The 13,895-nt window shown below is 47.6% G+C and carries 3 protein-coding genes and 1 pseudogene; all 4 read left to right on the top strand.

Annotated elements, in window-relative coordinates; genetic code table 11:
* Nucleotides 1-521 precede the first annotated feature (521 nt).
* The 4 genes and pseudogenes from AC58PQ_RS08610 (at nt 522) to AC58PQ_RS08595 (ending at nt 13,887) form a co-directional block, all read left to right on the top strand.
* Nucleotides 522-5,267, top strand: coding sequence for a discoidin domain-containing protein (locus tag AC58PQ_RS08610; protein WP_497241551.1), 4,746 nt, complete (start codon nt 522-524; stop codon nt 5,265-5,267).
* Between the two features lie 89 nt (nt 5,268-5,356).
* Nucleotides 5,357-5,467, top strand: a pseudogene (locus AC58PQ_RS08605) (NADPH-dependent FMN reductase); the annotation flags it as partial.
* A gap of 476 nt (nt 5,468-5,943) precedes the next feature.
* On the top strand, nt 5,944-8,202 hold the full coding sequence (locus AC58PQ_RS08600) for a discoidin domain-containing protein (protein ID WP_497241550.1): 2,259 nt from the start codon (nt 5,944-5,946) through the stop codon (nt 8,200-8,202).
* 708 nt (nt 8,203-8,910) lie between these two features.
* Nucleotides 8,911-13,887 carry a glycosyl hydrolase family 95 catalytic domain-containing protein gene (locus tag AC58PQ_RS08595; protein ID WP_497241549.1) on the top strand — a complete coding sequence of 1,659 codons (4,977 nt, stop codon included), beginning with the start codon at nt 8,911-8,913 and terminating at the stop codon, nt 13,885-13,887.
* The last annotated feature ends 8 nt before the right edge of the window (nt 13,888-13,895 follow it).

Genomic DNA, 13,895 nt, shown 5'->3' with positions numbered 1-13,895 from the left:
TGATTTTTGAAGCAACGCAGTCTTATTTGCCATTATTTATGGGGGGATTAAGCCAATCAGGCCAGTTCGCAATTGATCATTTTCGAGAGTCAGTACATTATTGACTATTTAGTGGACAAAATTCAATTGTTAGTTCTTAGACCAACTCTTATGATAATATAAAAGCTTTTCAAAAGGATAAGGAATTCATCACAATGAGAAAATTTAGATAACAATGGATGGAGCATGATCCTGTCCACTGTATGTATTGCGTCGACTTGTTGCGGAAGTAGTAGCGCGACCAATGCAAGAATCGTTCCATTCTCGAATGGAAGACTTTCGGAATAAATCAATTGACTGAGGAGGTGGATCTAGAATGAAAACTGGCCTCACTTAACTACATCGTTAAGTCCAGATTTTTCAGCTATATTACAAATCAAATGATGTGAAAGAAAATGGCTTATCGAACTGACTACGCCGAGCGATCCTGACGATTTACGGCAGAAGTTGCTCGACTCTGAATTTCCTATGGGAGGTTATACATGAAAATAATTAGAAGCAGCAAAATCAAGTTTGCGATACTCGTCATTTTTTTATTGATAACAAATTTGTTTCAGGGAGTCTTAGTATCGGCGGAAGGGAATGAGCCTGCAAATCCGAATCTGGCGCTGGTTAAACCCGTAACCTACTCAGGCGTTGAAGGAGGACGGATCGGAGAAGTATGGAAATATCCACAATTTGTAGGGGGAAAAGCGGTCGATGGTGATCCGAACACACGCTGGTCCGCGGATAAACTGGACAATCAGTGGCTGATCGTTGACTTGGGAGAAGTAAATACATTAAGCAAAATAAAACTTAATTTCCATGCAACTTCGCCTGAATATGAGGTGTTTATTTCCGCCGACGGCAATCTTTATGAAAGCGTGTACAAGGTGACAGGCGCCGCTAACGGGGCTAAAGAGATAAAGGAAATTACCTTCAGCCCCAAAATGGCCAGATATGTAAAATATCAGCAATATAAGCAATGGAAACATACCAATGGTTCGTATTATGGTTCAAGCATTTATGAATTGGAAGTATACCGATATACTTCCTATACAGCCCAATTAGCGCTGGAAGACGCCGAAAAGCAACAGTTAATACTGTCGGAAGATGGCAAGAAGCTTATTCTACCGTCAGTGAATGAAAATTATAAAATCAGTCTGTACGGTTCTGATACACAAGAAGTGATTGCACTGGATGGCACTGTCAATAATCCATTAGTCGATATGGACGTTAATTTGTTGTACAAGGTGGAAAATATCGCCGATCCCGGTGATGTTGCCACTTCACAGCAGGATATTCATTTTGTAGTTCCAGGCCAATATGCACAAGAAAGCGGGGACAACCCAGTTCCTAAAGTTTTGCCCGGCTTACGGGAATGGAAAGGTCATACTGGAAACTTTGTTTTGACAGACAACTCGAAGATTGTGGTAGCGGATGATTCGATACTAGAAACCGCCAACACGATTCAATATTATTTCAAGGACATGCTGAATAAGGATATTCAAATAGGTACGGGCCCTGCTCAGCCCGGCGATATTGTGCTGACCCTGGATGGTGCCCAATCCATTCTTGGCGAAGAAGGTTACAACCTTGATATCAACGATATGATCGTTATTGCTGCTTCAAAAGCCAAGGGCATACTGTATGGAGGAATATCCATCACGCAGATTCTATATCAAGACAAGGATCATGTCCATGTTCCCAAAGGTCTGTCGCGCGATTACCCGAAATATAAGGTGAGGTCGGGCATGATGGATGTGGGAAGAATGTATATCCCGCTTGAATATCTTAAAGAAATGACCATTTATATGGCTTGGTTCAAAATGAATGAAATACAAATCCATGTGAATGATTATTGGGGAAGCTCCGGATATTCCGCATTTCGTCTGGAAAGCACAAAATACCCGCAAATTGTTGCAAAAGACGGATACTATACGAAGGAAGCCTACAAACAATATCAAAAGAATATGAAGCGATATGGCATTGATGTCGTTACAGAAATCGACACTCCTTATCACTCGGAGGCTTTTAGAGGCGTGCCAGGCGTAACGATGCTTTCTGCGGGTGCCCTTGATATTCGGGATGCAAATACCGTCAACTTTGTATTGGACTTGTTGGATGAGTATTTGGATGGCGAAGATCCTGTTATTCAATCCCGTAAATTCCATATAGGCACAGACGAATATAATAAATCATACTCTGAGTTGATGCGTGCTTATACAGATAAATTGATTAAGTACGTCAACGGCAAAGGCTATGAAACGAGACTTTGGGGTTCGCTGGGTACGAAAGGCTTCAATGGCACGACTCCGGTAACGAACGAAGCTACGATGAACATTTGGGCGCCTTACTGGTCCGACGTAAAGGAAATGTACGCAGCGGGTTACGATATCATTAATACGGTGGGCGGATGGTTATATACTGTGCCCGGTTCCAATGCCGGATATCCCGATCGATTGAATTTGACTAATCTATATAATGAATTTGATGTCAATAATTTTTGGCCGGCAAGAGGTGCAGGAGACGGAACTGCCATTATGCCGATTGCTCATCCGCAAACCAAAGGCGCCGAATTTGCCATTTGGAATGATATGACATCTTTTGGCGGAGGATTCTCGGAATTTGATATTTTTGACAGAATGAGAAGCGCCGTCGCCATAACAGCCGAAAAAACTTGGTACGGTGAAAAAACAGACGGCCAAACCGCAGAACAATTTTTGGAACGCGCCGAGGCCTTGTACAATGTTGCCGGGGGCGCTAATCCAGGAAGATTTGTAGAGTCGGAAGGCGACATTATCGCAAAATATACCTTTGATCAACTAACGGAGGGCTATGCTGAGGATACCTCGCCTAATATGTACAGCGCTGAAGTCATCAACGGAGTTCTAGGAAACGGAACAAACGGACAAGGAATTGTTTTAAATGGAGATGGATATATCTCGTTACCGTTTAACAGCGTCGGTTTCCCTTATACCGTTTCATTTGATATTCATTTGTCGAGCATTCCGGAAAATACGGAAATATTTGCTGGAAGAGAAGGTACTTTATACGCAAACTACAACGGTACTGGCAAGTTGGGCTTTAAACGCGGTGAACTGGGGATTGCATATGATTTCTTGTTCGATTACAGGCTGCCTGCCAATGAGTGGGTTAATATTACCTTGAAGGAAGAATTAACTTATAAAACGGGCGCAAATGACAGGAATAGCAGTAAGACAAAGCTTTATGTGAATGGTAGATATGTCGGAGAAGCTGCCAGCATCAAAACGCCTTTGAACAATATACGTTACTCTTCCAGTTTCGTACTCCCGACAGAAAAAATTATGAATCATGCACAAGGCAGTCTCGATAATTTGGTGATTTACAACAGAACACTGGAAGATGTTGAAATCGCAGAGTTACAGAACATCGAATCCGCCCAAAATGTGGCTTTCAATAAACCGGTGACGACCTCAAGTGTTTATCCTGGTAAACCCTGGATTGGAGACAAAGCAGTAGATGGAATGGATGAAAATCCGGATAGCCGTTGGAGCTCCAAACGAGCGACAGGGACAGGTTCAAACAATGACAGCGGTACAAACGGTACGGTAGAACAATGGATTACCATAGATCTGGGGAGAAATTACTCGCTTTCCGAGGTGTACATTTCTTGGGAAGCCGCATATGCCAAAACCTTTATATTGCAAGGTTCACTTGATGGGGTGGAGTATTACGATATGAAAATAATAACGGGATTTACTGGCGGAAAGATTAGCATCGGAGGTATTGAGAACCAAACGACCCGTTATATTCGAGTGAAATGCCTTGAACCTTTTAATGCCAATTACGGGTACTCCATTTATGAAATAAATGCTTACGGCATGCCTGACGAGCAAAAAGCTGCCGCTCCGGTACCAGATACCATGGGTGGTGAAGTGCCGGCTGGCACTCAGGTTACATTGAGCACGATGACAGACGGCGCAACGATCTTCTACACGATGGACGGCAGCGTTCCATCCAGCAACAGCACAAAATATATGGGTCCGATCGAAGTCACAGCGGAAATGACAATTAAAGCAATCGCCGTTAAACTCGGGATGACCGACAGCGAAGTAATGACGGAACATTATAGACTGGCAATGCCGGCACCGACGAACCTGACCGCCATAGCAGGAGTTAGGTCTGTTGCTTTAAAATGGGACGTTGCAACGGGAACAGAACCGGTAACCTACGTTGTATACCAGTTTGAAGGCACGGCAGCACCTGCTGAACCATTGGATTGGATGATCGTCCAATCCAATGTTACAACGAACAACTACACTGTCACCAACTTGACCAACGGAACGAGCTATGCGTTCGCAGTAAAAGCCGTTAACGCAGGAGGAGCTAGCGGTTTCTCCAATGTTGTGGCTGCGACGCCGTACACGGAAGCGCCGATGAAAACAGCGCTTTCGTCGGCAATCGATGCGGCGCAGTCGAAACACGATGCGGCAGTAGAGGGCAGCACGCCAGGTGAATACGCAGCAGGATTGAAAGCGACGCTGCAAACAGCGATCGACGCAGCGAAGGCTACGCGTGACGACGCGGCAGCAACGCAGGTGCAAGTGAATGCGGCGGTAACTGCGCTGAACGCGGCGGTAGCGGCGTTCGAGGCAGGCAAAGTCGCACTTCCTGCGACAACGCTTGGCGGAACAAGCGCCGCCACAGCAGGCAGTACGTTTACAATCCGTTTGGGACTGAAATCTGTCACACAAAACATTTACGGCCAGGACATCAAGCTGAGCTATGATACGGGCGCTATGGAATTTGTTTCAGCGAAGTCGATGCTAGAAGGCTTGAGCATTGTCGAGTCCAGAGATCAATCGGGAACACTACGCCTGATTATGGCGAGCCTGGGTACCGATCATGCCGTAACTGGGACGCTGGAAGTAGCCGAAATGCTCTTCAATGCGAAGGTCGTAACGGAGCCGGTTACCGGAATCGTTGCTGTAACGGATGCAACGCTTGGTGATGACCAAGGAAGTGAAACGAAAGCGATTGGATCGTCAATCAGCATTCAGGTTACGCCAAAGCAAGTAGGCATCCCTGGAGATGTAAACGGCGATGGCAAAGTTAGCATCGGTGATCTAGGCTTCGCTGCGGCGAACTATAGTAAAGACTCTACGAGTCCGGATTGGCATATCATCACAGCGGCGGATGTAGACGGCAATGGTAATATCGACATTGTCGATCTCGCAGCCATCGCTAGAATAATCATTCAATAGCTCATCGGGCAATTACTAAGTACATTTTTCCTTATGTATCAAGGCTTTGGACAGATTGGACAGATTTTTTCTAGAAAAGCTAAAGCAAAGATTTCGAAAACTTCTCCGTGTTCAAGCCAGCTGATCTGCATAAAGGCAACGTGAACGCGATGCTCGATCAAGTGATTGCTTGGAGCGGCGCATTAAAAACTTTGAGATAAGTATGGAAATAGATGTAACCCCACAGGATTGATTGCTGTGGGGTTAAGTGATCTGTCCGAGATAAATTGACCGCGTCCCTCTTTTCATTGAAACATACATAAAGACAATACTTTTTTAACCATTTACAGTGATTTATTCAATGTTTGTCTGCAACAAAAATTATTATGATTGAGGTGAAAGATGTTCAGGAAAAATTATAGGGAGGACATGTAAATGAGAAAATCCCCAAAAGCCATGGCCAGCAAGAATGTATTCAAGAAGAATAATTGATAAGGGAGGGAAAGCGAAAAACAAAAAAAATAGAAACAAAACCTTGTCGATAGTAGCCAAAACAATTTTACAGTAGGTTGTAAATCACAACTAGAATAAGCCCCCTCGATTTAGTATGAAACGAATTGAGGGGGCATATTTTAGTTGTCCGCTTAGAAATCGTTGCGCCTTTCCAGCTGATACTATTAAAGGAGTGACCGAAAAAATGAACAAATATTTTATGAAAGCACTTAACATTTATCTAATGCTGTCGTTGGTTTTAACTTTTTTTATTCAAATGACGTCATTCTCGTCAGCTGCCGCCGCAGATTTGAATCTTGCCTTGAATAAAACCACTACCGCGTCTTCCTACGAAACGGCTAATTTTGCCCCTAATAAGGCGGTTGACGGCAACGCAACGACAAGATGGTCCAGCAATTACACGAATCCTGAGTGGATCACCGTTGACCTTGGTCAGACTTATAGCGTAAACAAAGTGATCCTAAACTGGGAAGCGGCATATGGCAGGGGCTATAAGATTCAGGTATCCAGCGATAACATCAATTGGTTGGATGTTTACACCACCACCACTGGAGACGGCGGGACAGACGAGATCAACTTCCCGAATGTCAATGCCAAATACATTAAGATGCAGGGTACGCAACGTGCAACGAATTATGGCTATTCCTTATTCGAATTCCGAGTTTACGATATAAAGCCGGAGCCTGTAACCGGCGTACAGCTTGATAAGTCCTCATTATCACTGAAAGCAGGAGATACGGAGATTCTTTCAGCCACCCTGCTTCCAGCGGGCGCCACGAATAGGAATGTTACTTGGAGAAGCAGTGATGAGACAGTGGCTAAAGTAGAGCTTATTGGCGGTAAGACAGTGGTGACCGCTAAAAGTCCCGGCAGTGCTAAAATAGCGGTGACTACGGTGGAAGGAGCCTTTGAGGCAGAATGTATTGTTACCGTAGAGGCGGTAACTGCTCCAAGGCAGAGGGTCCTTACTTATAATATTCATCATGGCGTTGGAACGGATGGTATTTTGAATTTGAATCGTATCGCGAATGTAATTAAAACTATGAATCCAGATATCGTTGCACTTCAAGAAGTTGATGTAAACGTTCCAAGAAGTGGAAACATAAACCAGGCGGCAGAACTTGGCAGGCTGACAGGTATGAATGTCATCTTCGGAAAAGCAATTGATTTATCTGGAGGAGAATACGGAGTGGCGCTCCTTTCCCGATTCCCGATTACCTCTTCGGAGAAGATTCTCTTGCCAAATAGCGGTGGTGCTGAGCAGCGGGTTGCTTTAACAGCCATGATCACGCCGCAGAACGAACTCCCTGAGTTTACTTTTACGGTCACACACCTTGAATGGTCGTCAGCAAGCTTAAATTTGGCTCAGTCCAATAAAATTATAGAGCATTACGCCACCACTAATCCGTATATTTTAGCCGGTGACTTTAATGCAACACCGGACACAGAAGCGGTAATGAATTTGACGAACACTTGGACCGATGCAACGGCTGGAATTACTGATGCGACAAATTCGGGTGGAAAAATCGATTATGTGATGTATGGCAAGAACAATCAATGGCGGGTAGCCAGTGCACAAGACATCCACGATGATGTCGCTTCCGATCATAGACCGGTTCTGGCTGTTCTAGAATGGATGGGTTCGCAACAAGGTGTTAAATTAAGCGGTCCGGCAACCGTACAGGCTAGTCAACCTCTAAGTTTGACTTACAGCCTGGCAAATGTCACAGCGAACGTGTACGCTCAGGATTTGACTGTTAATTTTGATTCGACGCACTTGCAATTTGTGTCTGCGATGTCACTCGTAAACGGATTTTCAGTGGTGGGAGAAACCGTTTCCCCTGGAAGCGTAAGGTTTCTGATGGCAGCGACGGATAACGTAGTTACAGGCACTACGGACACTCTACGACTGAACTTCCTGGCGAAACAGCTTGATCAACCGGTAAACAGCTCCGCTGTTTCCTTGAACAATGTTTATGTCGCTGATGGAAGCGGCACTGAAACGCTATTAAACAGCTTATCCGAGTACAAAGTTCAAATTACGGTACCGTTGGCAGATAAATCAGCGCTGAATGCCATTATTACGGATGCTCGGTCAATGCACGATGCAGCAGTGGAAGGTAACGAGAATGGACTGTATGTACAGGGCTCGAAAGCGAAGTTGCAGTTGGCGATCGATGAAGCTAATGCGGTAGCAAGCAATCCAAATGCTATTCAGCAGCAGGTAGATAGTGCAAAAGCCGCATTACAAGTGGCAATTAACGTATTTAGTGCCAGTATAATAGTGGCAGACGTTAACGGTAGCGGAAGCGTCACGATTGGCGACTTAGCGCTAGTTTCCGCAGCTTATGGCAACCAAACTGGTAACGAGGATGTCAACAAAGATGGTACGGTAGACATTGTAGACTTGGCTATCGTAGCCAGTGCAATTTTACTGAATTAAAGTTGCAAAAGAAGGAGAGGCTGTCCACAAGTAACAATTAAAGAGTTGGCGGGACACATCCGACATCAAAAAAACGAATATGTAAATGAACAAAGGAGTTAAGCGGTTTGACTGTGCTTAACTCCTTTGTTTTTGGCCACGTGTCTTCTTCAGCATTATAGGTTCAGTTGGTTAATCTGCATCGCAGAATTCAGTATTTGATCGTACCGAGAAGCGTTGTCCGAATTTCACGATTTTTTATACGATGATACTCACCACACGTTTCTAATTCAGTTGTGAAATACGCAGCCCGGTGACAGGTGAAGATGACTCACTCCAGAAAATGGGGAATTGGCGAAGGAAAGTCGTGTACGGGAAATCGCATGCACGGTTTGATTAGGAGTCTGGGGGAGTAATCCCCCCGTCTTACGTTACTTTTACACGCCAAGAAAGAGATAAAATTCAACTTTTTTGAGGAAGAAAACAAACCTAATATCACCCATTTCCCCTATATAATTGATTCATATAAAGAAAGGATTAGGGGGAGACCAGTTGTAGAATTCCTTAGTTCAAATGGAAGGGATTGAGAAACGCTTTCCAGGCGTACATGCTCTGAATTAATGCCGTTTCGAGCTGCTCGCGGGCGTGCGCTTTGTGCGTCAAAGATGAAAACATGTGTAATAGCGAGAAAAACGAAGAAAACATTAATTTTTTGAGGGAGGTACAATCATGAACAATGCAAGTAGAATCTACGGAAGGTTCCACCTATCCGCGCGTATCCTGGCGCTGCTGCTAGGGGTTTCCATGCTGCTGAACATGGATCTTACAGCACTGGCGCGGGAGGATGCGCAGAATACGTATTCATCCGAGCCCACATTGGTGTGGCAGGCTGAGCAAGCGGCTGCCAGAAACGGTATGCGCCTGTGGTACAGACAGCCGGTCAAGGACTGGCAAACCGAAGGCCTTGTAATCGGCAACGGATTCTTTGGCTCCGTGCTCTTTGGCGGCGTGGCCAAGGATCGGATCCACCTCAATGAAAAGACCCTCTGGACCGGCGGCCCGGCACCGTCGAGAAACTACAATGGCGGCAATCGGAGCACGCCAATGTCGAAGGATACTGTCAAAAACAATCAAGCTGCACTGGAAAGCCAAACATTCAACAATGGCGGAGGCAATGTCAGCGATATGTTCGGCAACCTTAGCGGCACAGGCAGCTATCAGGACTTTGCTGACCTCTGGGTGGACTTCGCGCCCGCCGGTCATACGGATGCCGCGGCCACTGACTATGTCCGCGACCTAGACCTCAACACGGGTATCGCTTCGGTTTCCTACCAGTACGGCGGCGATACCTTCCGTCGTGAGTATTTTGCCAGCTACCCCGACAAGGTGCAAGTCTACCGTTTCAGTTCCAACAACAACGGCAAGCAGAGTTTTGATGTCAGTACGTCCAGCCAGCAGTCTGGTGCGACGATCACCGCTTTGAATAACACCATCACTCTGCGTGGCACGCTTTCGGACAACGGTTTGAAATATGAGGGCCAGATCCGTGTGATGACCACGGGCGGTACCATAAATGCGACCTCATCTGGAACCATTCAGGTGCGCAACGCCGATGCTGTGACCCTCGTAATGGCTTCCGGTACCGACTACAAGAATGACTATCCCACCTATCGTGGTGAGGATCCTCATACGGAGATCACAGCCAACCTGGACAAGGCAATGGACATGGGCTATCAGGCGCTGCGCAACCACCACATCGAGGATTACTACTCGCTATTCTCCCGTGTCAGCCTGGATGTAGGCGCGGCCCCGGCCAATGTGCCCACCGACGAGCTGATTGGCGAGTACCGCAAGGGCAACTTCAACCAAATCTTGGATGTGATGGTGTTCCAGTTCGGACGCTATCTGACTATCGCGGGCTCCCGCCAGGGCGCATTGCCCACCAATCTCCAGGGTATGTGGGGCGTAGGCAGCATGGCCTGGGGCGGTGACTTCCACTTTAACGTCAACGTCCAGATGAACTACTGGCCGGTGTACAACACCAACCTGGCTGAGAGTGGCGTCCCCTTTGTGGAGTACGTGGACTCCCTGCGCGAGCCGGGCCGTGTCACCGCCGCCAATTCTCATGGCGTAATCAGTGGGCCCGGTGAGGAAAACGGCTGGATTGTCCACACCCAGAATAACCCCTTCGGCCTGACCGCCCCCGGCGGCAGTCAGGAGTACGGTTGGAACATGGGCGGCGCGCCTTGGGCGCTGCAGAATGTGTATGACTACTATCGCTTCACCGGCAATGTGGAGTACCTGCGTTCGACCATCTATCCGGCCATGCGCGAGCAGGCCAGGTTCTGGGACTCCTATCTGATTTGGAGCACAAAGCAAAACCGTTGGGTGGTCTCTCCTTCGATTTCCCCCGAGCAGGGCCCGACCTCTATCGGCGCCACCTATGACCAGTCGCTGGTTTGGCAGCTCTACAAGGAGACCATCGAGGCCTCCAAGATCCTCGGCGTGGATGAGGATCTACGCATTGAATGGCAGGAGAAGATGGATGGTCTCAAACCCATACAGATCGGCAATCAGGGCCAGATCAAGGAGTGGTATGACGAGACAAACATCGGCTACATTGGGAGTAGCAAAGCCTACAACTTCAATGCCGGCGGCGCGGACGTGCATCGTCACCTTTCCAATCTGATCGGCATGTATCCTGGCAATCTGATCAATAAGGAAAACCAGACCTACATGGACGCCGCCAAGGTTTCTCTGGAGCAGCGCGGTTTCGAGATCACGACCGGTTGGTCTAAGGGTCACCGTCTGAACCTCTGGGCCAGAACCATGGAAGGCAACAAGTCCTACCGCATGGTGCAGTCGTTTTTAACACAAAACGCCCGCGGCATTATGAACAACTTGCTGGATTCCCACGGTACCCATGGTGGTTCATTAGCCAGTGCAGGATATATATTCCAGATCGAGGGCAACTACGCTTACACCGCCGGCGTTGCGGAAATGCTGCTGCAGAGCCAACTGGGTTACATCCAGCCGCTGCCCGCATTACCTGACGCATGGCCCAGCGGTAGTGTCAGGGGCTTGGTTGCCAGAGGTAACTTCGTCTTTGACATGGACTGGACTGGCTCAAAACTATCGGCCATGACCATTACTTCCCGCGCCGGCGGCGTCTGTGAGGTAGAATATCCCGGTATCGGCAGCGCCACCGTTTCTGGCGCCACCGTCCAAAGGATTTCTAATGACAGGATTTCCTTCCAGACCATCAAGGGTAGTGTGTACACCGTCTCGAACCTGCCCGGCCAAGTCACGGCTCAAGTGGCGCGGCCTCAGAATGTGCAGGCCGTCCGCACTGGTGATGCGGCCATCGAACTGACCTGGGACAATACTCCAGGCGCAACGCAGTATGTGGTCTACCGCCAGAAACTTCAGACCGTAGCCTCCGGTCAGTCTGCCGGCACTTTATACGGCACGGGCTATGAGCAGCTCAACCCCGTGAGCACCAACAGATATACAGATACTACCGTGACTGTAGGTTCCAATAACTACTACTACATGGTGGCGGCGGTCACCCCGTCCGGCACCTCATCGCCTACCGCACCGGTGGAGGCCAAAAAGCTGTCTGCGGTGATCACCCCCAGCCGCCAACCGATAGGTGTGGGAGATAAGCTGACCCTGGAATCCTCAGACAAGGATTCCAAATATGTGATCCGTTACACGCTGGACGGCAGCGTGCCGACCGCCGCCTCCGCGAAGTATATCGGTGCTTTGACCTTGGAGACAGCCGGCTCCATCCGCCTGAATGCGCAGCTGTTCCTGAACGATCTGCCGGTTGGCAGCATGGGGACCTTCAACCAGTATGGATCCACGAATCTGGCGCTGAATAAAACGGCTTCCAGTTCCATCCTTGATTGGGGAGCTACTTACGCACCCGGCAAGGCTGTGGACGGAAACATGGGTACCCGGTGGGCATCGAAAGGAAACATTAACACATCCGATCTGATTGTTGACCTTGGGCAAACCGAACCGCTTGACACCGTTATTCTGTACGAGGAAACGAGTGCCGGCATTGGCCACCGTATGCGCGCGTTCGAGATACAAGTTTCCGACACCGGTATAGCTGGCAGCTGGACGACCGTGTATTCGACACAGGAGGCAAAGGACACTCACGAATCTATCTTGCCCGTTGGCGCGACAGGTCGATATGTCAAATATAAAACCATTAGCGCAACTAATGAGGTCACATTGAAAGAGTTTGAGATCTATGGCGGGGTGTCGGCGACGTTCGCGGTCGTTCCACTAGAAGTCGCATTGGATAAAGCAAGTCTTGCGATTGGCTACGCGGAAGGTGACAGCGAAGTAGGTGTAACCCAAAACGTTAATTTGATAACGAGCGGTGCGAACGGGACAATTATTACTTGGAGCAGTGACGCTACATCTGTTATCGACGCGAATGGTAAGGTGACCCGTCCGTTATCTTCCGAATCTGATGCGACTGTAAGGCTTACAGCAACGATCACCAAAGGTACGGTTTCGGACACAAGGACGTTCGTACTTATCGTATTAAAGGAAACAGTTCCAGTAATGTCAAAAGTTATAGGAATAACAGCGCCAGCATCCGTCACTGGAGTTGCAAACGGAACGGCGAAGACGGCAGCAGATCTCGGCTTGCCAGCAACCGTCGAACTGGTAACTGATAAGGAAAGCCTGACTGCCAATGTGACATGGGCTTTGTATGCTTCATCCTATGATCCGTCATCACAAGCAGGGCAGACGTTCACCGTGAACGGAACAGTAACTTTGCCTGACGGAGTTGCAAATCCGAATAACGTGGCACTGACAACAAGTATCAGTGTGACAGTATCACCAGCTCCTGTATCGCCTCAGGCTACCCTTACCAATGGGCAGCAGGTAATAGCTGGGGAATCATTGGATCTGACGATGGGACTCCGCAACGTTACACAAAGTGAATTCCAACTTATAAATGCTCAAGAGCTGACGCTTACCTATGATGCTGTGAATATGCAGCTGGGTACGGTGACCTCTCTCGTTTACGGATTACAAGTCGTCGGCCAAAAAGAAACAGTGCTCGGACATGTTCAGTTTATTCTTGCAAGCACAAACTCTGATGGTTTTGTTCCTCAAGGAGATTTACTGAAATTTAACTTTACCGCTAAAGCTGTAGCCGAAGTTACAAATACAGCCTTTGGTGTAAGCAGTTTTACAATTGCTAACGGTCAAGGAAGCGAATTGCTAATTAACGGAGCCGCTTCCAGCACACAAATTATTTTACCTGCAGTACCGGTGGATAAGACATTACTGAATGCCTTAATTACAAGTGCTCAAGCTAAGCATGATGCTGCAGTAGAAGGAAATATGGATGGGAAGTATTTGCCAGGATCCAAGGCAATCCTTCAGTCGGCCATCAGTGCAGCGAGTGTGACAGCTAATGACCCGAATGCTACTCAGGTTCAGGTGGATAGTGCCAAAGCTGCGCTTGCAGTGGCAGTTCAAGTATTTGAAAACAAAAAAATATCAGCAGATGTCAATGGAAATGGCATTGTTTCTATTGGGGACTTGGCTATTGTTTCTTCAAGCTATGGCAAACAACCTGGTCAGTCCGGCTGGAATGCCGATGCGGATGTCAATAAAGACGGTAAGGTAGATATTACAGACTTGGCAATCGTAGCCAAAGCTATAATTCATTAAACTGATTA

It is taken from the genome of Paenibacillus sp. J22P143, from assembly GCF_059692035.1.
Note: the sequence above shows the minus strand (reverse complement) of the source record. Positions and strands in the feature narration are given on the sequence as shown.

Excerpts from the sequence above, each read along its gene's own strand:
- AC58PQ_RS08595 (WP_497241549.1), top strand. The coding sequence starts at position 8,911 with ATGAACAATGCAAGTAGAATCTACGGAAGGTTCCACCTATCCGCGCGT.
- AC58PQ_RS08600 (WP_497241550.1), top strand. The coding sequence starts at position 5,944 with ATGAACAAATATTTTATGAAAGCACTTAACATTTATCTAATGCTGTCG.
- AC58PQ_RS08610 (WP_497241551.1), top strand. The coding sequence starts at position 522 with ATGAAAATAATTAGAAGCAGCAAAATCAAGTTTGCGATACTCGTCATT.